Source organism: Streptomyces sp. NPDC093510, from assembly GCF_040683555.1.
Classification (GTDB): Bacteria; Actinomycetota; Actinomycetes; order Streptomycetales; family Streptomycetaceae; genus Streptomyces.
The window spans coordinates 15,324-39,644 of the sequence record NZ_JBFBEE010000025.1 but is presented as its reverse complement, the minus strand read 5'-3'; the positions used below and the strand labels follow the sequence as shown (position 1 = coordinate 39,644).

The window sequence follows — 24,321 nt, the reverse complement described above, 5'->3', positions numbered from 1 at the left end:
AGGCTGCTCATGGCTCCATCGACGTCCAGTGCCCTCACCCTGAACATCAACGGCGAGAAGCACACACTGACCGTCGACCACCGCACGACGCTGCTCGACGCGCTGCGCGAGCGACTCGACATGACAGGCACCAAGAAGGGCTGCGACCAAGGCCAGTGCGGGGCCTGCACCGTACTGATCGACGGCCGCCGTGCCGTCTCCTGTCTGCAGCTCGCGGTCGCCGCCGAAGGGCGTGAGATCACGACCATCGAAGGCGTCGCGGACGGCGACCGGCTGCACCCCGTGCAGCAGGCCTTCCTCGACCTCGACGGCTACCAGTGCGGTTACTGCACCCCGGGGCAGATATGTTCCGCGCTCGGTGTGCTGGAGGAGCACGCGGCGGGGTGGCCGAGCGCCGCCACCACCGACGTGCGCCCGGAGGCCGGCGTGCCCGAGCTCACCGCCGAGGAGATCCGCGAGCGGATGAGCGGCAACCTCTGCCGCTGCGGCGCGTACGTGTCGATCGTGCAGGCCGTCGCCAAGGCGGCCCGCGCAGAGGAAGGTGCCGCATGAGGGACTTCGGCTATCAGCGCGTGTACGACGTGCCCGGCGCGGTCGCCGTGCTCGGCACCGACCCCGACGCCCGCTACCTCGGTGGCGGCACCAACCTCGTGGATCTGATGAAGACCGGCGTGGAGCGGCCCGCGCTCCTCGTCGACGTACGCGAACTGCCCCTGGACCGGATCGAGACCACCGAGGACGGCGGGCTGCGCATCGGCGCGACCGTCACCAACAGCGACCTCGCCGCCCACCCCGACGTGCGCCGCCGCTACCCGGCGCTGGCACAGGCCGTCCTCGCGGGCGCATCCGGCCAGCTCCGCAACATGGCGACGGTCGGCGGGAACCTCCTGCAGCGCACCCGCTGCGGCTACTTCACCGACCTGACCAAGCCCTGCAACAAACGCGAGCCGGGTACCGGCTGCTCCGCCATCGAGGGCGTGCACCACAACCACGCGATCCTCGGCGCCACCGAGCACTGCGTGGCCGTGCACCCGTCCGACATGGGCGTGGCGCTCGCCGCCTTCGACGCCGTCGTCCACTACGAATCGGCCGACGGGCCGGGCGAGTCGCCGTTCGCCGAGTTCTATCTGCCCGTGGGCGACACCCCGCACCTGGAGACCGCGCTGCCGTCCGGCGCGCTGATCACCGGCGTGACCCTGCCGCCCGCCCCGGTCGCGGCCGTCTCCCGCTACCGCAAGGTGCGCGAGCGCGCCTCCTACGCGTTCGCCATCGGCTCCATCGCCGCGGCCCTCGACGTACGGGACGGTGTCGTACGGGACGTGCGCATCGGCATCGGCGCGGTCGCGTCCCGGCCGTGGCGGGCCAGGGCGGCCGAGCGGCTGCTGACCGGCGGCCCCGCCACCGCCGAGGCCTTCGCCGCCGCGGCCGACGCCGAACTCGCCGCCGCCCGCGCGCTGCCCCACAACGGCTACAAGGTGACGCTGACACGCAACCTCGTCGTGGCCCAGCTGACCGAACTCACCGAGGAGGCGACGCGATGACGACGACCACGACGACCACGACGACTGCGGCGACCACAGCCGCGACCGGCGCCGTCGGTACCGCGCACACCCGCGTCGAGGGCCGCGACAAGGTCACCGGCGCGGCCCGCTACGCAGGAGAGATCCCCTTCGCCGACCTCGCCCACGGCTGGATGGCGCTGTCCACGATCGCCCGCGGCCGCATCCGTTCGATCGACACCGCGCCCGTCCTCGCGATGCCCGGCGTCCTCACCGTGCTGCACCACGGGAACGCGCCGCGTGTCGACGCGGACTACGTGGGCATGCTCGGCAGGCCCGACCCGATCGTCGAGGCCTTCCAGCACGACCGGGTGCCCTTCATGGGATGGCCGGTCGCGCTGGTCGTCGCCGAGACGCCCGAGCAGGCCAGAGAGGCCGCCGAGGCGCTGGTGGTCCACTACGACCGGGAGCCGCACGACGTCGAGTTCACCGCCGGACGCCCGGGCACGTACACGCCGGACGTCGACGGGATGCGCACGGAGAAGGGCGACCTGGAGTCCCGGCTCGCCGCCTCCGCCCACGTCGTGGACGCCGAGTACAGCACGCCCGAAGAGCACCACAGCTCGATGGAGCCGCACGCCGCCACCGCCCGCTGGGACAACGGCCGCCTGGAGCTCGTCGACTCCAACCAGGGCAGCACCTGGGTCGCGGACGAGCTGACGAAGCTGTTCTCCCTCGACCCGGCCTCGGTGCGGGTGCGGTCCGAGCACGTCGGCGGTGCCTTCGGGTCCAAGGGGCTGCGGGTCCACCAGGTCTTCGCCGTGATGGCGGCGACCACCCTCGACCGGCCCGTCCGGGTCGTCATGACGCGCCGCCAGATGTTCTCGCTCGTCGGCTACCGCAGCCCGACCACACAACGCGTCCGGCTCGGCGCCGAACCGGACGGCCGGCTGCTCGCCTTCGACCACCAGGGACAGAGCCTGTCGTCGACCGTCCATGAGTTCGTCGAGCCGAGCGCCGGGTTCGGGCGTCCGATGTACGCCGCCGACGCGCACCACACCGTCAACCGCGTCGTCCGCCTCGACGTGCCGACACCGACCTGGGTGCGGGCCCCTGGCGAGGCGCCCGGCTCCTTCGCGGTGGAGTCGGCACTCGACGAACTCGCGGAGAAGCTCGGCATGGACCCCATCGCCCTGCGGGCCCGCAACGAACCGGACGTCGGCCCCGTCTCCGGCCTGCCCTTCAGCAGCCGCAACCTGCTGGCCTGCTTCGACGAGGGCGCCCGCAGGTTCGGCTGGGCGGACCGCGATCCGCGTCCCGGCGTGCGCCGCGAAGGGCGCTGGCTGCTCGGCACCGGCACGGCCGCCGCCGCTTTCCCCGTGCTCGTCGCACCGAGCACGGCGGGTGTGACGGCGGAGGCCGACGGGACCTTCACCGTGCGCATCACCGCGTCGGACATCGGCACCGGCGCGCGGACCGCGCTCACGCTGATCGCCGCGGACGCCCTGGAGGTCACACCCGACCGGGTCCGCGTCCACATCGGCGACAGCGACTTCGGGCCCGCGATGATCGCGGGTGGCTCCATGGGCACCCGGTCCTGGGGCTGGGCGATCACGCTCGCGGCGCGCGAGCTGCGGGAGAAGCTGGTCCCCGGCGGCACCATTCCGCCGGAGGGCATCACCGCACGGTCGGACACGAGTGAGGCCATCGGCGCACTCACACAGAAGGAACGGCACGCCTTCGGCGCGCAGTTCGCCGAAGTCGCCGTGGACGTCACCACCGGCGAGGTGCGCGTGCGGCGGATGCTCGGCATCTTCGCCGCGGGCCGGATCGTCAACCCCCTCACCGCACGCAGCCAGCTGATCGGCGGCATGACCTGGGGCCTGTCCATGGCGCTGCACGAGGAGGCGGTCCGGGACACGGTGTCGGGCGGCCTCGTGGGCCCCGACCTCGCGGGCTATCACGTCGCCACGCACGCCGACGTGCCGGACATCGAGGCGGACTGGGTGGCCGACCCCGACGCGGACGACCCGGTGGGCATCAAGGGCGTCGGTGAGATCGGGATCGTGGGCGCCGCGGCGGCGGTCGCCAACGCGGTCCGGCACGCGACGGGCGTCCGCCACCGGTCCCTCCCGATCCGCCCCGACCGCGTCCTGTCGGCAGGGACCGCGCTCCGTGCTTGACATCGCCGACGACCTGAACCGATGGGCCGCGGAGGGCCGGGACTTCGCCGTCGCCACCGTCGTGAGCGTCGGCGGCAGCGCACCGCGCGGTCCCGGCGCCGCGATGGCCGTCGACGGCGGGGAAACCGTCATCGGCTCGGTCTCCGGCGGCTGCGTGGAGGCGGCGGTCTACGACCTGTGCGTCCAGGCCCTCCAGGACGGCGAAGCCGTCGTCGAGCGGTTCGGCTACAGCGACGAGGACGCCTTCGCGGTCGGGCTGACCTGCGGCGGGATCATCGAGGTCCTCGTCACCCCGGTGGCCGTGGACGCGCCGGACAGGGCGGTTTTCGCCGCCGCCCTGTCCGCCGCCGCCCGCGGCGAGGCGGTGGCCCTGGCCCGCGTGTACAAGGGCCCGGCCGAACTCCTCGGCAGACCGCTCCTGGTGACCCCGAAGGGCGAGGAGGAGAAGGAGAATACGTACGAAGGAACCCTCGGCGGGCACCCGGAGCTGGACCGCACGGCGGCGGGGGAGAGCCGAGCCCTGCTCGCGGCCGGCCGCACCGGCGAGTTCGTCGTCTCCGAGAGCGGGACGCGCTGCGGCAGCGCCGTGACGGTCCTCGTGGAGTCGAGCCAGCCACCGCCCCGCATGATCGTCTTCGGGGCCGTGGACTTCGCGGCGGCCCTGGTCCGCGCGGGAAAGTTCCTCGGCTACCACGTGACGGTCTGCGACGCCCGCCCCGTCTTCGCCACCCGGGCCCGCTTCCCGGAGGCCGACGACATCGTGGTCGAGTGGCCGCACCGCTACCTCCGGAGCACCGTCACCGACGGCCGCACCGTCCTGTGCGTGCTCACCCACGACGCCAAGTTCGACGTGCCGCTCCTCGCGGCGGCACTGCGCCTGCCCGTCGCGTACGTCGGCGCGATGGGCTCGCGCCGCACCCACGAGGACCGCAACCGCCGACTGCGTGAAGAGGGCGTCACCGAGGACCAGCTGACCGCGCTCCGCTCACCGATCGGCCTCGACCTCGGGGCCCGCACCCCCGAGGAGACCGCCCTGTCCATCGCGGCGGAGATCGTCGCCGCGCGACAGGGCGGCACGGGCCTTCCGCTGACGGGCTCCCGGACGCCGATCCACCACGAAGGGCCGATCGGCGCCCGGCAGGGAGCGGATCACCAAGGGCCGTCACGGAGGGCGCTCCGGGTGCGTACCGTGTAACTGTCCAGCCACACCGAGTAGCGGCGCGGCGGACGCTGTGCGGAGGGGGTGCGTGAAGATGGACACCGCGCCGGCCCTGCGAGCCGTCGGGCAGATGCGGCCGGGGGATCATCTCTTCCTCGGGTACCGGACGGACGAGGAACGCGAGGCGGTGCTCGCCGCGTACCTCCTGGACGCCCTGGCCTGCGGTCAACGAGGACTGCTCCTGACCTCGGCCGAGGAGCCGCCGTCCGCCCTGCTCGGTTTCCTGCGGCGCCACGGTTGCGACGTGCCGGGCGCGCTGGCCGCGGGGAGACTGCGCACGAACTCCCTGCCGAGCACGCCCGGCGGGCTGCGGGACCTCGCCGGCCTGGTGCGCCGCGAGGCCGACGCCGCCGCGTCCGACGGGTTCCTGGGGCTGCGGGTCGCCTTCGAGGTGGCGCCGCACCGGGACACCGAGTCGCCCCAGGCGCTCTGCGACGCCGAACGGCGCCTGGACCCCGTCTTCGCGACGCTGCCCGTGCTCGGCCTGTGCCAGTACGACCGCCGCCTCTTCGGCCCCGGCGACCTGGTCGCGCTCGACGCCCTGCACCAGGCCAGGGTGGTCGCCGACGACGTGTGGCAGGACGAACTGCTGCGCATCACCCGGACGTTCACGCCGCCCGGCCTCGCCCTGTGCGGCGAGGTCGACGACAGCAACTACACCGCGGTGGCCCGCGCCCTGCGCGACGAGACGGAGCGGGCCGCCGACCGGGCGGACGACCCGCACCGCACCCGCCTCGACCTGCGTGAGCTCACCTTCATCGACGTGTGCGCGCTGCGCCTGTTCGTCTTCACGGGCCTCGGCCTGTACGCGCTGGGCGGCGGTCTGGTCCTCGACGGCGTGGCCCCGCATGTGCGCCGGGTCCTGAGCGCCACCGGCTGGGACCGTATCCCCGGCCTGGACATGGGAAAGGGGCACGAGGAGTCATGAAGCGGACCGGCTTCGTCCATCAGGCGCTGTGCTATGCCACGGACGAGGAGTTCCTGTCCGGCACGGCAGGGTTCGTCCGGGACGGACTCGCGGCCGGTGACGCGGTGCTCGCCGTCGTCCGCCGCGACAACATCGCCCTGCTGCGGGACGTGCTCGGCGGCGCCGCACGGGAGGTCGACTTCGTCGACGCCCTGGACTGGTACCACTTCCCGTCGCGCACCCTGGGCCGGTACAACGACTACTGCACGGAGCACGAGGAGGGCGGCACGCGACGCGTCCGCATCATCGGCGAACCGGTGTGGTTGGGCCGGACCGCCTTCGAGACCCGGGAATGGACGCGGTACGAATCGCTGATCAACGTGGCGTTCGCCGACTCGGGCCACTGGGTCGTCTGCCCCTACGACGCCCGTGTCCTGCCCGAAGGCGTCGTCGCCGACGCCCGGCGCACCCACCCCGAGGTGCTCCCGGCCGAGGGCCCGGCCCTCAGTGACCGGTACGCGGACCCGGCCGCCTTCTACGCCGAGTGCGACGAACTCGCGCGCCGGTCATCCGACGCGGTCGCACCAGGCGAGGCGCCCCGCGCGGTCTCCTTCGTCCGCGGCGAGTCGGTGGCGGTCCGGATCGCCGTGGCCGAGTACGCCCGGCGCTGCGGGCTCACCGACGACCGCGCGCGCGACATGACAGCGGCCGTGCACGAGGCGGTGGTCAACGCCGTCCGCTTCGGTGGCGGCCGGGGCGTGCTGCGGTTGTGGAGCGACTGCGACTGGGTCGTCTGCGAGGTCGCCGACGGCGGGGGCGGGCTCCCCGCCGTCGCGGCGCGCGACGCGGGCTATCTGGGACATGTCCCTCCCGACCCGTACGGATCGGGAGGCCACGGCCTGTGGGTCGTACGCCAGTTGAGCGACCTGGTCAGCGAACGCCTCGGTGCCGACGGGTCGGTCGTACGGATGTACTTCCACCGCTGAACGGCGTCCCGGCCGGACGGGGTGGCGCCGCTCGCCCCGGTGAAGGAGACTTCGCCGGGTTGAGTGTAATCACCACGGAAGGTGCGGGAGCATGACCGACATGACGCCGTCCCGTACGGACGTGATCCGTACGGGACCGATCCGCTACGCCACCGCCGAACGCTTCGCCCGCCCCCGACCGGTGCGGGACCCTCGTCCTTCCGGCGGCGAGATCTGCCCGCAGCCGCCGTCGAGGCTCGACTTCATCATGGGCCCGCCCGGCGACAGCCACCCCCAGGGCGAGGACTGCCTCAACCTGGCGATCGCCACGCCGGCCCGCGACGCGGGAGCCAGGCCGGTCCTCGTGTGGCTGCACGGCGGCGGGTTCAGCACCGGCGCGGGCCTCATGGACTGGTACGACGGGGGAGTCCTCGCCGCCGAGGGCGACGTGGTCGTCGTCAGCGTCAACTACCGCCTCGGCGCGCTGGGTTACCTCTTTCTCGATGGCGTGAGCGAGGGCAACCTCGGCCTGTACGACCAGGTGGAGGCGTTGCGCTGGGTCCGCGCGCACATCGCCGCGTACGGCGGCGACCCCGCGAACGTCACGCTGATCGGACAGTCCGCCGGCGCCGTCTCCGCCCGCCTCCTGATGGAACTCCCCGAAGCGCGCGGCCTCTTCCGCAGGGCGGTCCTGCAGAGCGCCCCACTGGAGATCACAGGACGCCCCCACAAGGAGTCCCTCGCACTGGGCCGGCACTTCGCCGAGACACTCGGAGAAGACCCGCGCACGGCCGCTGTTCCCTCGATCCTGGCGGCACAGCAGGAGACGGCGATGTTCCATCTGCGGACGGCCGGTCGCCGGATGGAGCCCGCCTTCATCCCGGTGGAAGGCGTCGGCACCACCCCGTCCCCGGACGCCTCGTTCGACGAGAACGTACGAGGACTCGACGTGCTGTACGGCTGGAACGCGGACGACATGACCGCCTTCCGCAGCGAGGGCGACGACCCGGCGGTGCGCACCCGCGAGGTGTACGAGGAGCCGCTCTCCCGCTACGGCGAGCGCCTGGCCCTGGCCGGTGCCCGGGTGCACTCGTACCGTCTCGACTGGCGCCCCGCCGGTTCGCCGTTCGGCGCCACCCACTGCCTCGAACTGCCCCTGCTCTTCGGCACCCGCGACGCCTGGCGGTCGGCGCCGATGCTGGGCGGGACGCCGTGGGAGGAGACCGACCGGCTCGGCAGGGCCCTGCGGTCCGCGTGGCTCACCTTCGCCCGCACGGGCACGCCGGGCGACCTGCCCGCACCCCTGGCCGACGGGCCGACTTCCGGCCCCTCATGAGCCGGGCAGCCGCCGGGGCTCCAGGGGCCGGGTGGCGGGTCCCTGGAGGACCGAGCCGTCGGTGGCGAAGCGGGAGCCGTGGCAGGGGCACTCCCATGTCGTCTCCGCCGCGTTGAAGGCGACCAGGCAGCCGAGGTGGGTGCAGCGTGCGGACACGGCGTGCAGGGCGCCGCTCTTGTCTCGGTGGACGGCGCAGCGCCGTCCTTCGACGCGGACCACCGCCCCGGCTCCCGCGGGGATGTCGTCCACGGAGTCGACGTGGGTCGTGCGAAGCCTGTCACCGATGAAGTGCCGTGCCACCTCCGCCTGTTGGCTCAGCAGGGAGGGCATCTCCCGCACGGTGCTCCACAGGCGGCGCGGGTCGTACAGCTCGGCCCACGGCGACTTCTCCCCGCCGATCAACTTGGCGAGCAGTTGTCCCGCCATGACGCCGCCGCTCATGCCCCAGCCGCCGAACCCGGTCGCCACATAGGTGTGCCGGGCGCCGGGGTGGAAGGGGCCGACCATCGGGACGCTGTCGGTGACGTCGTTGTCCTGGGCCGCCCACCGGTAGGCAGTCTCCCCGACGTCGAAGCGTTCCCGCATCCACGTGTCCAGGGCCACGAACCCGGCGGCGGCGTCGCCTGTGCCCGGCGTGAAGCTGTCACCCGTGACGATGAGGAGCCGCCCGCCGTCACCTCCGTACGGCGCGGTGCGCACCGAGCGCTTGCCCTCCTCCTGCGTGATGTACATGCCGCCCGGGTCCTGGCCGGGCGCCAGGGGAGCGGCGACCACGAGTTCGCGCCGGGGGGAGAGGCGGGCGAACAGCAGGGCGCGGTCGAAGACCGGGTAGTGGGTGGCGATGACGACGGCCCGCGCGGTGACCGTGTGCCCGGACTCGGAGGTCACGGTGCACGGCGAACCGTCGCGCAGGCCGGTGATCCGGGTCCGCTCGTGGATGACACCGCCCCGCGCGCGCAGGTCGTCGGCGAGCGCGAGCAGATAGGAGCGGGGGTGGAACTGGGCCTGGTCCTCGACGCGCACCGCGCCCGCCACGGGGAAGGGCAGGCCGGTCTCCTCCGTGTACGTGGCGGCGAGACCGGCCTCCCGGGCCGCGGCGGCCTCGGCCCGCAGCTCGTCGGTGCGGTCGGCGCGGGTCGTGTAGGTGAAGGCAGGCGCGCGTTCCAGGTCGCAGTCGACGCCGAGCTCGGCACAGACCGACGCCACGTGCTCCACCGCCCGCTGCTGCGACTCCGCGTACAGGCGGGCGCCTTCCGGCCCGCGTGTGCGGCGCAGCCGCTCGTAGACGAGGGAGTGCAGGGCGGTGAGCTTGGCGGTCGTGTTGCCCGTGACGCCGGCCGCGATGCGGTCGGCCTCCAGGACGGCGACCGACCGCCCGTCACGGGCCAGTTCCCACGCGGTGCTCAGCCCCGCGACGCCGCCGCCGACCACGGCGACGTCCACCTCGATGTCCTCTGCCAGGGGCGGGTAGGACGTCGACGCGCTGGTCTCCATCCAGTACGACTCCGGGCGGCCCGGCAGCGGGCCGGGCGTCTGCGCGTTCATGCGGCTTCCGTGACGGTGTACATGACGGTCTCCAAGGTCTCGGCGTCCGTGGTGCGAGTCTCCCCCGGCCCGTGCGCCAAACCCTGCCGCCGCGCCGCCGCCCGGGCCCGGCCGCAGGTCAGAGCCAGTCTCGTGGCAGCGTCTCGTTCCATGTGCGGGAGAAGACGCGGCGTTCGCCCTCGTAGCCGTCCACGGTCGCGTCGACGAAGAAGTGGTCCTCGTCGCACCGCAGCACCGTGCGGGTCCGCACGCTGACGTCCCAGTCGGTCCGCCGGAACCGCATCGTCCAGTCGGACTCACCGGCCACCGAGGTGAAGTCGTCGCCGGTCGCGGTGTACCGCTCGTAGGCCCGGCAGCCGACGTCGAGGCCGATCTCGTCGTAGCGCACGGTGCCGCGGTCCTTGACGATCTCCAGGGAGGAGTCGTACCCGATCAGGTCGCGCTTGACGTCCCAGCGCTGCTCCGGGGGCGTCAGCTGGGTGGTGGCGAGCGGCGGGGTGCCCTCGGGTTCGCCGAAGGGCCGCTGGGGCGCGTTGTCCGGCTCAGCCTTCGGGCGCACCGGCAGGCGCAGCGCGCTCGACCCCTCGTACACGCTGAGCAGCACCGGACGCGGCGGAGGCCAGGCCAGAGGCCAGTAGGACGTCGACAGGGAGAGCCGGATCCGGTGGCCCGGCGGGAACGACTGGGCGACGCCGTTGAGCTGGAGGGTCGCGCGGTAGCGGCGGCCCGGTTCGAGCGGTTCGGGCTCGCCCGTGCCGTCCCTGCGGGTCAGGTTGAGCACGCCGTAGGTGACCCGCGTGGCGCGCCCGTCGGGCGCGACGTCGGAGAGGCGCGCGGCGACCGTGGCCACCGGTTCGCTGACCGACAGATCGAGGTCGACCGAGGGCGAGCCGAGGATCTCCACGGTCTCGGTGAGCTCGGGCGAGTCGAAGACGAGCGACCCGCCGTCCTCCTCGCGCTGGTCGTACGGCAGGTCCGGCGGCGCGTTGTAGGAGGCCCACTTGCCGGCGAACTGGCCCACGGAGAGCGGGGACTGCACGGTCATGGCCTCGCCCGGGTCCGCCTCGCCCGCCGTCAGGATGCGGTGCCGCGCCAGCGGGTGGCTCACCTGCTCGATGTGCGGCGAGGGCCAGTCGGGTTCGCCGACCCAGCGCCCGGGACGCTCCTCGTACGAGGTGGAGGGCGGCACGCTCTCCTGCATCCAGGCCCGCAGCATCGGGCCCTCCATCACGCCGTTGTCCTCGCCCTTGAGCCAGTGGTCCCACCAGCGCACGACCTCTTGCAGATAGCCGATGGCGGGGCCGGGCTCGCCCAGGTGGGGATACTTGTGCGACCAGGGGCCGATGAGGCCCTTCCGGGGTACGTCCAGGTGCCCGAGCAGCCGGGTCACGGCGTTGGAGTAGCCGTCCGCCCAGCCGCTTGAGGCGAGGACGGGGCAGCGTACGTCCTGGTAGTTCTCGCACACCGAGGCGTGCTTCCAGTACGTGTCGCGACGCTGGTGGCGCAGCCATTCGAGGACCCATGGCCGGGCGTGGTCGAGACGCTCGTGCCACATCTCGCGCCAGCGGTCGCCGACCACCGCCGGGTCCGGGGGACAGGTGGCGTAGGCGAACATGGTGCCCGCCTCGGCGAGGTTGTCCGACAGCATCGCGCCGCCCATGTAGTGCATGTCGTCGGCGTAGCGGTCGTCCGTGAACGACGAGATGACGATCGCCTTGAGGCTCTCCGGCCGGCGGGCGGCGACCTGAAGGGCGGCGAACGCCCCCCAGGAGATGCCCATCATGCCGGTGGCGCCGTCGCACCACGGCTGCTCCGCCAGCCAGGCGAGCACTTCCTCGGCGTCGGTCTGCTCCTGCTCCAGGTACTCGTCCGTGAGCACGCCCTCGGACTCACCGGTGCCGCGCAGATCGACGCGCACGCACGCGTATCCGTGCCCCGCGATGTAGGGGTGGTGGATCGAGTCGCGCTGCGAGCTCAGGTCGCGCTTCCGGTACGGGATGTACTCGAGGATCGCCGGCACGGGGTTGTCGTCCGAGGACGTGGGGCGCCAGATGCGGGCCGACAGCCGGACGCCGTCGGACATCGGGATGACGACGTGTTCTTCCTCTTTTGTGGCGTACGGGAGATTGCCCACGTAACGCATGGGGCGGGGCCGTCCTCTCGGTTGCTTTCCCGCCGGGGCCGGCGGGTGGTGCGGGGTGGTTCGGTTCTGCGGTTAGTCGTTGGTGAGGTCGCGGCCGCCGGGCTCGGTGTCGTCGAAGGCGAGCCCCAGCGCGGCCACGCACCGGTCGTACTTGCGGCGCAGGTCCTGTTCGTCGTCGCCACCGGTGCTGATGTGGGCCAGCTCGTAGCTGTAGCTGTCCTGATCGGTGACCTCCGACAGCTTCCTGCCCTCCTCGGCGAGAACGTCGACGCGTACACCGGGGTTCTCGCTCTCGATCCGCTCGATCTCCTCGGGCGTCGGCACCTGGTAAGAGACGCCGTCGGCGAACCACCGGTAGTACCACTTGGCGGCCGACGCGTACGGGCCCTCGCGGTAGGGGAGCGCCGGGTCCTCGTCGAAGGCGAGGCTGACCATGCAGTGGTGGTTGGGAACGCCGTCCACGTACGCGAAGAGCTCCGCGTGCGACTGGGAGTGCCGCGGATTGATCTCCAGGAGGTTGATGGCGTCCGTGCTCGGGTCGTAGAAGTACTCGATGCTGAACGTCGCCGCGTCCATGCCGATCTGCCGGATCACCCGCTCCGACACGTCGTGCAGCCGCCGTATCACGGGCTCCGGCAGGCCGGACGGGTACTGGTGCCGCAGGAAGCAGGAGGAGTCGGGGTAGTTGATGGAGTCGAGGACGCCGTAGACGGTGACCTCGCCCCGGTGCACGTAGCCCTCCACGGCGACCTGGACGCCCGAGATCGCCTCCTCGGCGAGGCAGACCTGGGCGCCGACCCCGTCCATCTCCGGGGGCAGATCGAGCTGCTGGAGTATGTACTCGAAGGGGCGCCCGACCCGGCTGATCCCCTCCTTGATCCTGGCGCAGGCCTCACGGAACTCGTCCTGGTCCTTGACGCTGTACGCCAGCTCGGAGGAATACGAGAGCGCGGGCTTGAGCCACATCGGGAACCGCACGCCCTCGGGCGGCCGCGGTTCGTCCGCGTCCAGATCCACCCGGCCGAAGCGCGGATGCTCGTCGATGACCTTCTGCTGCTCCAGCCGGCTCCAGTACTTGTGCTCGCACTTGACGACCGACTCCAGGCTGGTGCTGCGCGTGCCGTACCGGTCACCGAGCATCGCCACGAGGGTGCTGACGGGAAAGTCCCAGTAGCCCACGATCGCGTCGATGCTGCCGTCGAACGAGTCGAGGATGCCCTGGGCCTTGTCGAGCAGTTCCGGCACGGAGACCTCGCCGCCCTGCAGCTCCTCGACGGTGAGCAGGGGGTGGAAGCGGTAGTGCGCCGCGTCGGGAACGCTGTTCAGGGTGGGCAGATTGGCTTCGTCCAGACCGAGCACAAAGACGTTCTTGTGGGGTGCAGCCACGGATTCTCCTCCAGTCGTCGTTGGAGCGTCCGGGTACCCGGACGTCGAAAAGGCACACGTCAGGGACGCGGGAGGTGATCCAGGCCCGCCGGTCCCGGCGGCACGCCGAGCGACGCGGCCCGGTCGGCGTGTCCGTGCCGCGTCACCGATGCTCGGGCCATGACTCCTGGCCCGCCGACGCGGCGCGAAGCGCACTTCACCGCCTGGTGGACGGGGCTGCCGCCCGCGGCCGGTTCCGCGGTGATGGCCACCGGGATCATCTCCGTGGGCCTGCACCTCCTCGGCCACGAGACGCTCTCCCGCGCGGCACTGACGCTGGCCGCGGTCGCCTGGACCGCGCTCGCCGCGGACTTCACGGTCCGGCTGACGCGACAGCGCTCGCGCTGGGAGGCGGAGGCGGACACGCCGCCCGCGCTCACCGCAGTCGCCGCGACCTGTGTGCTGGGCACCCGCCTGTCGCTCCTGGGCCGGCAGCCGCTCGCCGTGACGCTCCTGGTGGTCGCGGCCGTCCTCTGGCCGGTTCTGCTGCCCGCGGTCCTACGTCACTGGGGGCACCGCATGCCGGGCGCGGTCTTCCTCGTCTGCGTCGCGACCCAGGGGATCGCGGTGCTGTGCGGCACCCTCGCCGCCGCCCTGCCCGCGCGCGGTCTCTCCGCTGTCGCACTCGTGTTCTTCTGCCTGGGTCTGGTGCTGTACGCGGCGGCCTTCGCCCGGTTCGACCTCGCGAACGTGCGGACGGGGGCGGGCGACCAGTGGGTGGCGGGCGGCGCCCTGGCAATCTCGGCGCTCGCCGGCGCCAAGCTCGTCGCCTCGCCCCTGTTCACGGGGGCCTGGCACGACACCCTGCGCACGGCGACGCTGATCGTCCTCGCGCTGGACCTCGCGTGGTACCTCGTCCTGCTCCTCGCCGAGGCGCGCTGGCCGCGTCCGCGCTACGACGTGCGCCGATGGGCCACGGTCTTCCCGATGGGCATGACGGCGGTCGCGACGCTCTCCGTGAGCGCGGCGGCGGACATCTCCTGGCTCGCACCACCGGGCCGGGTGCTGCTGTGGGTCGCGGTGGCCGCCTGGCTGTGCGCGTTCGCGGGGATGGTCAGACAGGCAGCAGCCGGGCGATCAGAGCGCTGAGCTGGCGCGCGTTGCGGCACTCGTGCATCTCGACCAGCTCGGCGTACGCGTACGCCGCCGAGTCCCCGGCCGACCACTGCGAGCGCCCTTCCGGGTTGAGCCAGTACACCTGACGGGCCCGGCCGGCGATCTGCCGCAGCGCGGGAAGGTTCGGGTCGCTCATGTTCGTCCGGGCGTCGCCGAGGACGAAGACCGTCGAGCGGGGGCCGACCACGTCGAGGAAACGCTCGGCGAACTCGCCCAAGGAGGTGCCGTAGTCGCTGCTCCCGTGCCAGCCCGTCACCGTGGCCTGCCCGAGAATCCGGGCCCCGAGGCCCCCCGGGTCGGCGGCGCCGCGCGAGACCAGGTCCGTCACCTCGTCCACGCGGTTGACGAAGGCGAACACACGCACCTTGCTGAACTGGTCGTGCAACGCCTGGACCAGCAGCATCGTGAAGTTCGCGAAACCGGCCACCGAACCCGACACATCGCACAGCAGGACCAGTTCGGGGCGCGCGGGGCGGCGTCGGCGCAGCACGGGCCGCATCGGCACCCCGCCCGTCGACAGGGAACCGCGCAGGGTGCGCCGCAGGTCGATGGTGCCGTGCGCGGCCCGCCTGCGGCGCGCGGCAAGACGGGTCGCGAGCCTGCGCGCCAATGGATGCACCGCCCGGCGGAGTTCGTCCAGGTGCGCGCGGCCCGCCAGGAGGAAATCGACGCGGTCGGCGGTGGTCGCCACGGCTCGGCGGGCGATCTCCTCGGTGCCGCGCCGCTCGGCGACCCGGCGGCGGGCCTCCGTGCGGACGCGCTCGCGGAACCCCTCTATGCGGCGTCGGATCTCGTCGGCGTCGAGGCGGTCCGTGAACGCGGCCCCGCCGGTCTCCTGCCCGGTGGAGCCGGCGCGGAGGGCGGCGAGGACACGCGTGAGCAGCGTCTCCGGCCTCAGCCGGCTCAGTGTCTGGTACGACGAATAGCCGTCCGTGCCGGACGAGGAGGAGCCGTACCCGCCGAAGCCGTCCACCGCCTCGGCCGCCAACCGGCCGAGGAGCGCCTGGTCGTTCGCGGCGAGCGCGGCGACGAGACGTTCGCGCAGCGCGTTCCGGTCGGCGTCACCGCCGTCCTCGCGGGCGTGGTCGCCGCGCCCGTCCGGGGCGCCGACGCCGAGCGGAAAGTACAGGTCGAAGACCGGGTCGAAGACCGCGCGCTGGCTCTCCTGGTGGAGGAGCGCGGCGGCGAGCCCTTCCCTGATCCGCTCCCGGTCGGTGAGGCCGAGTGCCTCCAGGGCGGCCGCGGCGTCGACGGTCTCGCCGGGGCCGATGCGCAGCCCGTGCGAGCGGAGCGTGCCGACCAGCCCGGTGAGACGGCCGGTGACGCCGCCCTCGTCCTGCGGGGCCGTCACACGGCGTCCAGGTCCAGCTTGGCGGCGGCCTTCAGCACGTCGTCCTGGTGCTTGAGGACGACGCCGAGGCTGTCCCGTACGACGGTCTCGTCCAGCGTGCCGGCGCCGAGTGCGAGCAGCGTGCGGGCCCAGTCGATGGTCTCCGCGACCGACGGCACCTTCCGCAGATCCATCGCGCGCAGCGCGCCGACCACCCGCACCAGCGACGCGGCGAGCGCCTCGTCGAGTCCGGGCACCTTCATCCGGACGATCCGGCGCTCCAACTCCTCCTCGGGGAAGCCGATGTGGAGGAACAGACAGCGTCGGCGCAGCGCCTCGGACAGCTCGCGGCTCGCGTTGGAGGTGAGGACGACGAACGGGCGGCGCTCCGCGCTGATCGTGCCCAGCTCCGGCACCGTGACCTGGAAGTCGCTGAGGACCTCGAGGAGCAGACCCTCGACCTCGACGTCGGCCTTGTCCGTCTCGTCGATCAGGAGGACCTTCGGCTCGTCGCCGCGGATCGCGGTGAGCAGCGGGCGCGAGAGCAGGAACTCCTCGCTGAAGATGTCGGTGCGCGTCTCGTCCCACGACTCGTCGCGGCCCGCCGTGATGCGGAGGAGCTGCTTGGCGTGGTTCCACTCGTACAGCGCGCGCGACTCGTCCACGCCCTCGTAGCACTGCAGGCGTACGAGCCGTGCCCCCGCGACCTCGGCGACGGCTTTCGCCAGCTCCGTCTTGCCGACACCGGCGGGGCCCTCCACGAGCAGCGGCTTGCCGAGCCTGTCCGCCAGGAAGACGGTCGTGGCGACGGCGGGGGATGCCAGATAGCCGGTTGTGGCCAGGCGTGCCGAGACGTCGTCGACGGAGGTGAAGTATCCGGTCGTCATGGGGTGTTCTCCTGACTGCTCGGCCCGACCGGTGCCCCGCCCGGGTCCCGGTCCTCGTACCTGATCAGCTCTCGGCGCCCGGCGACAACAGACGGGCGCCGTTTGCGTCGAACGTCACGCCCCCGGAAGCGGTTCCTCTCTGCTGGGTCTCATGGTGAGACCTTCGTATGCTGGCGTCATGAGGCGGACTTCCTTTGCGAACTGGCCGTGCTCCATCGCCCGCACGATGGATCTGCTCGGCGACTGGTGGACGCCGCTCGTCCTGCGCGAGGCGTTCTACGGCATCAAGCGCTTCGACGCCTTCCAGCGGGAGCTGGGCATCGCCCGCAACACCCTCACCGACCGGCTGCGCCGCCTCGTCGACGAGGGCCTCCTGGAGAAGCGGGCCTACCAGCACGACCCGGTGCGATACGACTACGTGCTCACCGAGAAGGGCCGGGACTTCTTCGGTGTCCTCGCCGCCATGAACAGCTGGGGCGACCGCTGGCTGAGCGGTGAGGAGGGCGCTCCGGTCGTCTTCCACCACGACCGCTGTGGCCACGACAGCCACGCCGAGGTCGTCTGCGCCGCCTGCAAGGAACCGATGACGGCCGCCGACACGAGCCCCCGCCTCGGCCCCGGCTATCCGCCCCGCCTCGCCGAACGCCCCGACGTACAGGAGCGGTTCAGCCGCTGAAGGCGCCGCGTCCCCTGGTGCGCTCCTCGGCGTGCCCACGGCTGCGTCCGACCCTTGACGAGTGAGTTCATCTACGCAACTCTCGTGGTCAGAGACGATTTGGAGGGCGGTCTTCGATGGAGTGGACAGGTGCGCGTTACGCGGACGGGCCGACGGTCGAGGTGCGCGGACGGATCGCCGCGTCGCCGGAACGGGTGTGGGAGCTCGTCTCCGACATCGGCCTGTTGCCCGCGCTGAGCGGGGAGCTGCAGTCCGTCGCCTGGCTGGACGGGGCGACCGGCCCCGCGCTCGGCGCGCGGTTCACCGGGCGCAGCAGGCACGAGTCGCTGGGGGAGTGGGACACCACGTCGTACGTCGTGGCGTGCGAGGCGCCGCGTGAGTTCGCGTGGGCGGTGAGCGACCCCGAACACCCCAGCGCCCTCTGGAGGTTCGCTCTCACGGCGCAGGACGACGGAGGCACGCTCCTCACCCAGTGGATGCGGATGGGCCCCGGCCGCTCGGGGCTCAGCCACGCGATCGAGCGGATGCCGGACAAGGAGCAGAAGATCGTGTTCGTACGGCTGAGGGAGTTCGAGCGGAGCATGACCGCCACGGTCGACGCGATCAGGGCGCTGGCCGAAGGCACGGCAGGCACGGCGACCGTGGAAGGGGTGCGTGCCTGATGCGTACGTCGACGACGGTCGAGGCGTCCGGGGCGGACTGGCGGGAGACGGTCGACTTCGTCACCGAGGCCGAGAAGCTGGGCATGGACATCTGCTGGGTCGCCGAGGCCTGGGGCTCCGAAGCGCCCTCCCCGCTCGGCTACCTGGCGGCCCGCACCGAACGGATGCTGCTCGGCTCGGGGATCATCCAGCTCGCCACCCGCAGCCCGGTCGCCATCGCACGGGCGGCCCTCACGCTCTCGCACATCTCCGAAGGGCGTTTCCTGCTGGGGCTCGGACCTTCGGGGCCGCAGGTGATCGAAGGGCTGCACGGCGTGCCGTTCGCGCGACCGCTCTCCCGGATGCGGGAGACCGTGGACATCGTCCGGCGGGCTGCCTCGGGCGAGAAGATCACGTACCAGGGGCGGGAGTTCACCGTCCCGCTGCCCGGCGGCGACGCCCGGCCCATGCGCCTGTCCCTGCGCGCAGAACACGACCTGCCGGTCTACCTCGCCACCCTCTCCCCGAAGATGCTCCGCCTGACGGGGGAGGTCGCGGACGGCTGGCTCGGCACCAGCTTCGTGCCGGAAGGCGCCAAGGGGGCCTACTTCGACCATCTGGACGAGGGCCTCGCTGCGGCCGGCCGCACCCGCGCCGACCTCGACATCTGTCAGGGCGCGGAAGTGGCGTTCGCGGACGACGAGGACGCGCTGCGCGCGATGGTCGCGGGGCGCAAGAAGGAACTCGCCTTCAGCCTCGGCGGGATGGGCTCCGCCACCACCAACTTCTACAACGGCGCCTACAGCAGGCAGGGGTGGGCCGAGGTCGCTGCCGAGATCCGCGAGCGCTGGCAGGCGGGCGACCGGGACGGCGCGGCCGGACTCGTGAGCGACGAGATGGTTCTCGCGACCACCCTGATCGGCACCGAGGAGATGGTGCGCGAACGGCTGCGGGTCTGGCGCGCCGCGGGCGTCGACACGGTCCGCCTCTATCCGGCGGGCGACACGCTCGACGCACGGCTCACCACGCTCGGCCGGGCGATCGAACTCGTACGGGAGACGGAGGCGGAGGCATAGGCAGAGGGAAGGGGGAGTGAGAATGACAGAGGTAAAGGGGTTACGCTTCTGTCGTAGTTCTCGTACGCAAGAGCACAAGAGCAGAGGAACCTGCCATGGAATCCGTGAACAGTGGCGTGAGTGGTGCGACTGGTGCGAGCGGCGCCGGGGGTGCCCCCGATCCGCAGGCGTCGCGCGCCGCACGCCTGTTGGGTCGGCCCCTCGCCCTCGGCGACCTGACGCTGCGCAACCGCATCGCGATGGCCGCGGTGACCCGGCGCTTCTCGCCGGACGGCGTGCCGGGCGAGGACGTCGCCGCGTACTACGCGCGGCGCGCGGCGGGCGGCGCAGGTCTGATCGTCACGGAGGGCACGTATGTGCGGCGGGACGCGGCCGCCGCGTACGACGGCGTGCCGCACTTCCACGGCGAGCGGGCCCTGGCCGGCTGGGCGGCGGTGGCCGAGCGGGTCCACGCGGCGGGCGGCCGGATCATGCCCCAGCTGTGGCACACGGGCGTGCTGCGGACCGGTGCCGGGCAGCCGCACGGCGTCCCCGCGGAGAGCCCGTCCGGAATCGACCTCGACGGGCGTGCGCACGGCAGGGCCATGACCCTCGACGACATCGACGCGGTCGTCCGCGCCTTCGCCGAAGCCGCGGCCGCCGCCGAACGCATCGGCTTCGACGGCGTCGAACTGCACGGCGCCCACGGCTACTTGATCGACAACTTCCTGTGGCACGGCACCAACACCCGCACCGACGCCTACGGCGGCGATCCCGCGTCCCGGGCCCGGTTCGCCGCCGAGATCGTCGCCGCGGTGCGGGCGGCGGTATCGCCCGGATTCCCGGTCCTGTTCCGCCTCTCGCAGTGGAAGACCGACCACTACGACGCGCGGATCGCCGAACGGCCGCGAGAGCTGGAGTCGCTCCTGACCCCGCTGGCCGAGGCGGGCGCGGACGCCTTCCACGCCTCGACGCGACGCTACTGGCTCCCCGAGTTCGAGGGCAGCGACCTGAACCTCGCGGGCTGGACGAAGAAGCTCACCGGCAGGCCCTCGGTCACCGTCGGCTCGGTCGGCCTCACCCAGCAGTTCGCGGGCGCGCCGGGGCGTACGCAGCGATCCGGCGTCGCCGGCATCGGCCCGCTCCTCGACCGGATGGAACGCGACGAGTTCGACCTTGTCGCCGTCGCCCGCGCGCTCGTCGCCGACCCCGAGTGGCCCACGAAGGCGCTCACCGGCCGCCTCGACGAAGCGGTGCCGTACGACGCCGCCGTGTTGAGTGCCCTGGTGTGACACCGGGGGCGGTTGCGAGGCCCGGCGGCGGGGGGACAGCGCTGCCCGGTCGGCCTGAAAGAGACCGGCGTGAAAGAGTGGAGCGCCCCGATGAGCCCGATGGGACGGGGTTTCCCTGTACACACCCGGAAGGTGAGCCACGATGACCTGGTCGGCGACCGGCCGGTACCGCCTGGAGCCCGCGCCCGGCGGTCTCGGACTCGTCCAGGACCTGCTCAACACCGTGTCGGCGGGGCCCGCGGGTGCCGACTTGCTCGCCGACGCGGTCGACGCCCAGGTGTGGGCGGAGGGGGCGTGCGGCGAGTGGGCGGCCGTCACCGGGCGGCCCGCGCCGCGCGTGGTCCTGGACACCGCGGCGCTGCCGGAGCTGCGGGCGTTCCGCGACGGTCTGCGGGAGGCCGCCGCACGGGGAACGCGCGGCGAGGCCGGGGACCCGCCACCGGTCCCTGAGCACTCCGCCGCGGCGGCGCTGCGGCTCGGCGAGGACGGCGTCGTACGTCTCGAACCCGAGGGCGGCGGCTGGCGCCGACTCGTCGCACTGGTTCTCGCGGCGGTGTACGAGGGGCAGCTTGCGGACACCGGCCGACGCCTGAAGACCTGCCGCAACCCGCTCTGCCGCGTCGCCTTCTACGACCGCTCCCGCAACAACAGCGGCGTCTGGCACGACGTCAGGACGTGCGGCAACGCGGCGAACCTGCGGGCCTACCGCGCCCGGCAGCGGGAGCGGTAGGCCCGACGGGATCAGGAGTCGTGCGGGGTCAGGGGCCGTGTGAGGTCAGGGGGCGTGCGGGTCAGGACTCGAACGGGGTGAGGATGAAGAGCGGGATCTCCCGGTCCGTCTTCTTCTGGTACTCGTCGTACGCCGGCCAGACCTTCGCGGCCCGCTCCCACCACAGCCGGCGCTCCTCACCGGAGGCGATCCGGGCGCGGTAGTCCTTCTTCACCGGACCGTCCTGCAGCTCCACATGCGGGTGCGCGACCAGGTTGTGGTACCACGAAGGGTTCGCCGGGTCGCCGCCCTTCGACGCGACCACCGCGTACTCCCCGTCGTGCTCGACGCGCATCAGCGGGTTCTTGCGGAGCTTCCCGCTCTTGGCACCGACGGACGTCAGCAGGATGACCGGCGTCCCCTGCATGGTCGTCCCCTTCGTCCCGCCGGAGCTCTCGTACAGCTGGGCCTGCTTGCTCGCCCAGTCCCACGTACCGGGCTCGTATTCACCAGTCAGAGGCATGACCCGTTCAACGACGCCCGCCCGCGGATTGTTCCGCTCCCGCGCCGACCCGGCCGGATACCGCCCACTCCTTATGCGCTAAAAAGAGTCAAATGATTCAGTACGGTGGCAGCGGTTCAGGACGGCGGCGGGGGCGGGCATGACGGGGGACGGCATACCCGAGGAGTACCTCGACGGGTACGCGCGCATTCTGGCGGCCGCGGCCGCGACCGGGCGCAGGCTCACCCGCGGCGAGCTGGACTCGCGGCGCGCGCTGGGGGAGCGGGCGGCCGACGCAGGGCTCGGGCTGCGGGCTCTCGTGGGCGCACACCTGGCGGCGACCCGCGAGCACTGGCCGGCCGCGCGGACGGTGGTCTCCACGGACAGCGTGCTGGCCGCCGTCGAGCAGACCGTGGACGCGCTCGCCGAGGGCTACGAACGCGCTCAGCGCCTAGCGGTGCGTCAGGAGGAGGCCGCCCGGCGGGAGTTCATCGACGACCTGCTCCACGGGCGCAGCAACCTGGGCATGCTCGCCGAGCGCGCCGAACGCTTCGGACTGCGGCTCTCCTACGAACACGCGGTCGCCGTCGCCCAAGGGGTGAGCGGATACGAGGAGGGGGATGCCGTGCCCCGCGAGGTCGAGCGCGCCCTGCACGGCCGGTTCGGCGACCGCAGCATCCTGCTCACCACCAAGGACGAGCGGCTGGTGTGCATCGCCCCCGGCGACCAGGGCGAGGTCCTCGCCTTCTTCGCCAAGCACGCCTACACCGCCGTCGGAGGCGGCCGCGTCGTCATCGGCCGCCCGCAGCCCGGCCCGGGCGGTGTCGTCCAGTCGTACGAGGAAGCGCTCAACGCCCTGGACCTCGCCGACCGCCTCGAACTCGACGAGCCCGTGCTGCACGCCGCCGATCTGCTCGTCTATCCCGTGCTGACCCGTGACCGGCAGGCGATGGCCGACCTGGTGGTCCATACGCTCGGCCCGCTGCGGCAGGCCCGCGGCGGGCCTCAGCCGCTCATCGACACGCTGGCCGCTTTCTTCGACGCGGGCTGTGTCGCGGCGGAGGCGGCCCGGCGTCTTTCGCTGAGCGTGCGCGCCCTGACGTACCGCCTGGAGCGCATCCACAAGCTCACCGGCGCCAACCCGGCCGACCCCGTGCACCGCTACACCCTGCAGACCGCGGTGATCGGCGCCCGCCTCCTGAACTGGCCCGAGCAGCCGCTCTGAGCGGTGTCGCCGCCCGGGCCCGGGCCCAGTCGCCTCAGCCCAGCTGCGGGATCTCGATGGCGGGGCAGCGGTTCATGACCATGTGCAGGCCCGCGGCGCGGGTCCTGTCGTACGCGGCCTCGTCGACCACGCCGAGCTGGAACCAGACCGCCCGCGCACCGGCGGCGACCGCGTCGTCGGCGACCTGGCCGGCCAGCGAGCTGTTGACGAAGACGTCCACCACGTCGATCGGGAAGGGCACGGCGGACAGGGACGGGTATCCCTGCTCGCCGTGGACCGTCTCGGCCTTCGGGTGGATCGGGACGACGCGCTTGCCGAAGCGCTGCAGGACGGCCGCGACGCCGTACGCCGCCCTGTCCCGGTTATCGGACAGGCCCACGACGGCCCAGGTGTCGCCGAGCTCCGTCAGGATCTTGCGCACCGTCTCCTGGTCGCCGTACATGACCTGCCTCCTCGAGATTCGCGGCCGGGTGCCGTCAGGGCTGTGCTCGGGTCAGACGTTCACGCCGAAGTCCGTCGCGATGCCGCGCAGCCCACTGGCATAACCCTGGCCGACCGCACGGAATTTCCACTCCGCGCCATGGCGGTAGAGCTCACCGAAGACCATGGCGGTCTCCGTCGAGGCGTCCTCCGACAGGTCGTAGCGGGCGATCTCCACGCCGTCCGCCTGGTTCACGACGCGGATGAACGCGTTGCGGACCTGGCCGAAGCTCTGGCCGCGGTTCTCGGCGTCGTGGATCGACACCGGGAAGACGATCTTCGAGATGTCGGCGGGCACCTGCGCGAGGTTCACCTTCACGGCCTCGTCGTCGCCCTCGCCCTCACCGGTGAGGTTGTCGCCGGTGTGCTCCACCGAGCCGTCCGGGCTCGTCAGGTTGTTGTAGAAGACGAAGTGCTGGTCGGAGACGACCTTGCCGGAGTCGTCGCAGAGCAGCGCGCTGGCGTCGAGGTCGTAGTCCGTGCCGGTCGTGGTGCGCACATCCCAGCCGAGGCCGACCAGTACGGCGGTGAGGCCCGGGGCCTCCTTGCTGAGGGAGACGTTGCCGCCCTTGGCCAGGGAAACTCCCACGATGTCCTCCTACGGTCCGAGTTCTGCGATCCGGATGCTGGCTCGATCCGGATCCTGGAGCCCAAAATCTACAGGAGTGTAGAAGTGGGTGGTGCGGCGGTGCCCCGTTACGATAGGGCGCTCCCCGTCCGCCGTGGAGCACACTGAGGCTGGAGGGATTCCGGGCATGACGCATGCCGACGAGCACGAGGGGCACGACGAGCGGCCGCCGCGGCTGCGCCGTCGCGCGCAGGGCGAACTGGAGTCGCAGGTCCTCGCCGCGCTGCACGCCGCACGCGGGCCCGTCAGCGCCGCCTGGGTGCAGGAGCGGATCGGCGGCGACCTCGCGTACACCACCGTCATGACGATCCTGACCCGCCTCCTCGCCAAGGACGTGGTCACCCGCGAGCGCGCGGGCCGGTCGTTCGCGTGGACGCCCGCGTCGGACGAGGCCGGGCTCGCCGCGTTCCGCATGCGCAAGGTGCTCGACGGCGAGAGCGACCGGGAGGCCGTGCTCGCCAGCTTCGTCACGACGCTCACGCCCGACGACGAGGAGCTCCTGCGCGGGCTGCTCGGGCAGGCGGGCGCCGAGGCCGACGACTGACGCCCGATGGGGGT

The 24,321-nt window shown here is 72.4% G+C and carries 23 protein-coding genes; 15 read left to right on the top strand and 8 right to left on the bottom strand.

Annotated elements, in window-relative coordinates:
* Positions 1 to 9: 9 nt before the first annotated feature.
* From AB0N81_RS32435 to AB0N81_RS32405, 7 genes are all read left to right on the top strand, one after another.
* Positions 10 to 552 (top strand): 2Fe-2S iron-sulfur cluster-binding protein, encoded by a 543-nt coding sequence (locus AB0N81_RS32435; RefSeq protein WP_365364664.1) that lies wholly within the window; start codon positions 10 to 12, stop codon positions 550 to 552.
* Positions 549 to 1,541 carry a xanthine dehydrogenase family protein subunit M gene (locus tag AB0N81_RS32430; RefSeq protein WP_365364662.1) on the top strand — a complete coding sequence of 331 codons (993 nt, stop codon included), beginning with the start codon at positions 549 to 551 and terminating at the stop codon, positions 1,539 to 1,541. Before AB0N81_RS32435 ends, AB0N81_RS32430 begins: the two co-directional genes overlap by 4 nt.
* The gene (locus AB0N81_RS32425; protein WP_365364660.1) at positions 1,538 to 3,682 is read left to right on the top strand and encodes a xanthine dehydrogenase family protein molybdopterin-binding subunit; all 2,145 of its coding nucleotides are present in this window, start codon (positions 1,538 to 1,540) and stop codon (positions 3,680 to 3,682) included. Before AB0N81_RS32430 ends, AB0N81_RS32425 begins: the two co-directional genes overlap by 4 nt.
* A complete protein-coding gene (locus AB0N81_RS32420; RefSeq protein WP_365364658.1) occupies positions 3,675 to 4,877 on the top strand; it encodes an XdhC/CoxI family protein in 1,203 nt (400 codons plus the stop codon). The genes AB0N81_RS32425 and AB0N81_RS32420 overlap by 8 nt, the downstream gene beginning before the upstream one ends.
* 58 nt (positions 4,878 to 4,935) lie before the next feature.
* Positions 4,936 to 5,829, top strand: coding sequence for an MEDS domain-containing protein (locus AB0N81_RS32415; protein WP_365364797.1), 894 nt, complete (start codon positions 4,936 to 4,938; stop codon positions 5,827 to 5,829).
* Entirely contained in the window at positions 5,826 to 6,794 is a 969-nt protein-coding gene (locus AB0N81_RS32410) for a sensor histidine kinase (RefSeq protein WP_365364656.1), read from the top strand. Before AB0N81_RS32415 ends, AB0N81_RS32410 begins: the two co-directional genes overlap by 4 nt.
* A 91-nt stretch (positions 6,795 to 6,885) precedes the next feature.
* A complete protein-coding gene (locus AB0N81_RS32405) occupies positions 6,886 to 8,109 on the top strand; it encodes a carboxylesterase family protein (RefSeq protein WP_365364654.1) in 1,224 nt (407 codons plus the stop codon).
* Here AB0N81_RS32405 and AB0N81_RS32400 read toward each other — a convergent pair.
* The 3 genes from AB0N81_RS32400 to AB0N81_RS32390 form a co-directional block, all read right to left on the bottom strand.
* Positions 8,104 to 9,654 carry an FAD-dependent oxidoreductase gene (locus AB0N81_RS32400; RefSeq protein ID WP_365364652.1) on the bottom strand — a complete coding sequence of 517 codons (1,551 nt, stop codon included), beginning with the start codon at positions 9,652 to 9,654 and terminating at the stop codon, positions 8,104 to 8,106. The genes AB0N81_RS32405 and AB0N81_RS32400 overlap by 6 nt on opposite strands.
* A 118-nt stretch (positions 9,655 to 9,772) precedes the next feature.
* On the bottom strand, positions 9,773 to 11,797 hold the full coding sequence (locus AB0N81_RS32395) for a CocE/NonD family hydrolase (RefSeq protein WP_365364650.1): 2,025 nt from the start codon (positions 11,795 to 11,797) through the stop codon (positions 9,773 to 9,775).
* A gap of 72 nt (positions 11,798 to 11,869) precedes the next feature.
* Positions 11,870 to 13,183, bottom strand: coding sequence for an ATP-grasp domain-containing protein (locus tag AB0N81_RS32390; protein ID WP_365364648.1), 1,314 nt, complete (start codon positions 13,181 to 13,183; stop codon positions 11,870 to 11,872).
* A gap of 159 nt (positions 13,184 to 13,342) precedes the next feature.
* On the opposite strand from AB0N81_RS32390, the gene AB0N81_RS32385 reads away from it, so the two are divergent.
* A complete protein-coding gene (locus AB0N81_RS32385; protein ID WP_365364646.1) occupies positions 13,343 to 14,311 on the top strand; it encodes a tellurite resistance/C4-dicarboxylate transporter family protein in 969 nt (322 codons plus the stop codon).
* Here the strand turns inward: AB0N81_RS32385 and AB0N81_RS32380 are convergent.
* Together AB0N81_RS32380 and AB0N81_RS32375 are read right to left on the bottom strand one after the other, a co-directional pair.
* Positions 14,277 to 15,689 carry a VWA domain-containing protein gene (locus AB0N81_RS32380; RefSeq protein ID WP_365364644.1) on the bottom strand — a complete coding sequence of 471 codons (1,413 nt, stop codon included), beginning with the start codon at positions 15,687 to 15,689 and terminating at the stop codon, positions 14,277 to 14,279. The genes AB0N81_RS32385 and AB0N81_RS32380 overlap by 35 nt on opposite strands.
* A complete protein-coding gene (locus tag AB0N81_RS32375) occupies positions 15,686 to 16,555 on the bottom strand; it encodes a MoxR family ATPase (RefSeq protein ID WP_365364642.1) in 870 nt (289 codons plus the stop codon). The genes AB0N81_RS32380 and AB0N81_RS32375 overlap by 4 nt, the downstream gene beginning before the upstream one ends.
* A gap of 178 nt (positions 16,556 to 16,733) precedes the next feature.
* Here AB0N81_RS32375 and AB0N81_RS32370 point away from each other — a divergent pair, with 178 nt between their 5' ends.
* From AB0N81_RS32370 to AB0N81_RS32350, 5 genes are all read left to right on the top strand, one after another.
* Positions 16,734 to 17,231 (top strand): helix-turn-helix domain-containing protein, encoded by a 498-nt coding sequence (locus AB0N81_RS32370; RefSeq protein WP_365364640.1) that lies wholly within the window; start codon positions 16,734 to 16,736, stop codon positions 17,229 to 17,231.
* 116 nt (positions 17,232 to 17,347) lie between these two features.
* Complete coding sequence (locus AB0N81_RS32365) at positions 17,348 to 17,893, top strand: SRPBCC family protein (RefSeq protein WP_365364638.1); 546 nt, start codon at positions 17,348 to 17,350, stop codon at positions 17,891 to 17,893.
* Positions 17,893 to 18,948, top strand: coding sequence for an LLM class flavin-dependent oxidoreductase (locus AB0N81_RS32360; protein ID WP_365364636.1), 1,056 nt, complete (start codon positions 17,893 to 17,895; stop codon positions 18,946 to 18,948). The genes AB0N81_RS32365 and AB0N81_RS32360 overlap by 1 nt, the downstream gene beginning before the upstream one ends.
* Positions 18,949 to 19,043: 95 nt before the next feature.
* The gene (locus AB0N81_RS32355; RefSeq protein WP_365364634.1) at positions 19,044 to 20,219 is read left to right on the top strand and encodes a 12-oxophytodienoate reductase; all 1,176 of its coding nucleotides are present in this window, start codon (positions 19,044 to 19,046) and stop codon (positions 20,217 to 20,219) included.
* A 142-nt stretch (positions 20,220 to 20,361) separates the two neighbouring features.
* Positions 20,362 to 20,949: a CGNR zinc finger domain-containing protein gene (locus AB0N81_RS32350; RefSeq protein WP_365364632.1), complete on the top strand. Its 588-nt coding sequence runs from the start codon at positions 20,362 to 20,364 to the stop codon at positions 20,947 to 20,949.
* Positions 20,950 to 21,010: 61 nt separating this feature from the next.
* Here AB0N81_RS32350 and AB0N81_RS32345 read toward each other — a convergent pair whose 3' ends face one another.
* Positions 21,011 to 21,451 carry a nitroreductase family deazaflavin-dependent oxidoreductase gene (locus tag AB0N81_RS32345; RefSeq protein ID WP_365364630.1) on the bottom strand — a complete coding sequence of 147 codons (441 nt, stop codon included), beginning with the start codon at positions 21,449 to 21,451 and terminating at the stop codon, positions 21,011 to 21,013.
* A 139-nt stretch (positions 21,452 to 21,590) separates the two neighbouring features.
* Here AB0N81_RS32345 and AB0N81_RS32340 point away from each other — a divergent pair, with 139 nt between their 5' ends.
* A complete protein-coding gene (locus AB0N81_RS32340) occupies positions 21,591 to 22,655 on the top strand; it encodes a helix-turn-helix domain-containing protein (protein WP_365364628.1) in 1,065 nt (354 codons plus the stop codon).
* 34 nt (positions 22,656 to 22,689) lie between these two features.
* Here the strand turns inward: AB0N81_RS32340 and AB0N81_RS32335 are convergent, their stop codons facing one another.
* Both AB0N81_RS32335 and AB0N81_RS32330 read right to left on the bottom strand, forming a co-directional pair.
* The gene (locus AB0N81_RS32335; protein WP_365364626.1) at positions 22,690 to 23,097 is read right to left on the bottom strand and encodes a CoA-binding protein; all 408 of its coding nucleotides are present in this window, start codon (positions 23,095 to 23,097) and stop codon (positions 22,690 to 22,692) included.
* A 51-nt stretch (positions 23,098 to 23,148) separates the two neighbouring features.
* Positions 23,149 to 23,724: a TerD family protein gene (locus tag AB0N81_RS32330; RefSeq protein WP_362988564.1), complete on the bottom strand. Its 576-nt coding sequence runs from the start codon at positions 23,722 to 23,724 to the stop codon at positions 23,149 to 23,151.
* Positions 23,725 to 23,890: 166 nt separating this feature from the next.
* Between AB0N81_RS32330 and AB0N81_RS32325 the strand changes: the two genes are divergently transcribed.
* Complete coding sequence (locus AB0N81_RS32325) at positions 23,891 to 24,307, top strand: BlaI/MecI/CopY family transcriptional regulator (RefSeq protein WP_365364624.1); 417 nt, start codon at positions 23,891 to 23,893, stop codon at positions 24,305 to 24,307.
* Positions 24,308 to 24,321: the final 14 nt, after the last annotated feature.

What these genes read in the sequence shown, in the direction of transcription:
- AB0N81_RS32435 (WP_365364664.1), top strand. Translation starts at nt 10, where the DNA reads ATGGCTCCATCGACGTCCAGTGCCCTCACCCTGAACATCAACGGCGAG.
- AB0N81_RS32430 (WP_365364662.1), top strand. Translation starts at nt 549, where the DNA reads ATGAGGGACTTCGGCTATCAGCGCGTGTACGACGTGCCCGGCGCGGTC.
- AB0N81_RS32425 (WP_365364660.1), top strand. Translation starts at nt 1,538, where the DNA reads ATGACGACGACCACGACGACCACGACGACTGCGGCGACCACAGCCGCG.
- AB0N81_RS32415 (WP_365364797.1), top strand. Translation starts at nt 4,936, where the DNA reads ATGGACACCGCGCCGGCCCTGCGAGCCGTCGGGCAGATGCGGCCGGGG.
- AB0N81_RS32410 (WP_365364656.1), top strand. Translation starts at nt 5,826, where the DNA reads ATGAAGCGGACCGGCTTCGTCCATCAGGCGCTGTGCTATGCCACGGAC.
- AB0N81_RS32405 (WP_365364654.1), top strand. Translation starts at nt 6,886, where the DNA reads ATGACCGACATGACGCCGTCCCGTACGGACGTGATCCGTACGGGACCG.
- AB0N81_RS32400 (WP_365364652.1), bottom strand. Translation starts at nt 9,654, where the DNA reads ATGAACGCGCAGACGCCCGGCCCGCTGCCGGGCCGCCCGGAGTCGTAC.
- AB0N81_RS32395 (WP_365364650.1), bottom strand. Translation starts at nt 11,797, where the DNA reads ATGCGTTACGTGGGCAATCTCCCGTACGCCACAAAAGAGGAAGAACAC.
- AB0N81_RS32385 (WP_365364646.1), top strand. Translation starts at nt 13,343, where the DNA reads ATGACTCCTGGCCCGCCGACGCGGCGCGAAGCGCACTTCACCGCCTGG.
- AB0N81_RS32375 (WP_365364642.1), bottom strand. Translation starts at nt 16,555, where the DNA reads ATGACGACCGGATACTTCACCTCCGTCGACGACGTCTCGGCACGCCTG.
- AB0N81_RS32370 (WP_365364640.1), top strand. Translation starts at nt 16,734, where the DNA reads ATGAGGCGGACTTCCTTTGCGAACTGGCCGTGCTCCATCGCCCGCACG.
- AB0N81_RS32365 (WP_365364638.1), top strand. Translation starts at nt 17,348, where the DNA reads ATGGAGTGGACAGGTGCGCGTTACGCGGACGGGCCGACGGTCGAGGTG.
- AB0N81_RS32360 (WP_365364636.1), top strand. Translation starts at nt 17,893, where the DNA reads ATGCGTACGTCGACGACGGTCGAGGCGTCCGGGGCGGACTGGCGGGAG.
- AB0N81_RS32355 (WP_365364634.1), top strand. Translation starts at nt 19,044, where the DNA reads ATGGAATCCGTGAACAGTGGCGTGAGTGGTGCGACTGGTGCGAGCGGC.
- AB0N81_RS32350 (WP_365364632.1), top strand. Translation starts at nt 20,362, where the DNA reads ATGACCTGGTCGGCGACCGGCCGGTACCGCCTGGAGCCCGCGCCCGGC.
- AB0N81_RS32345 (WP_365364630.1), bottom strand. Translation starts at nt 21,451, where the DNA reads ATGCCTCTGACTGGTGAATACGAGCCCGGTACGTGGGACTGGGCGAGC.
- AB0N81_RS32340 (WP_365364628.1), top strand. Translation starts at nt 21,591, where the DNA reads ATGACGGGGGACGGCATACCCGAGGAGTACCTCGACGGGTACGCGCGC.
- AB0N81_RS32335 (WP_365364626.1), bottom strand. Translation starts at nt 23,097, where the DNA reads ATGTACGGCGACCAGGAGACGGTGCGCAAGATCCTGACGGAGCTCGGC.
- AB0N81_RS32325 (WP_365364624.1), top strand. Translation starts at nt 23,891, where the DNA reads ATGACGCATGCCGACGAGCACGAGGGGCACGACGAGCGGCCGCCGCGG.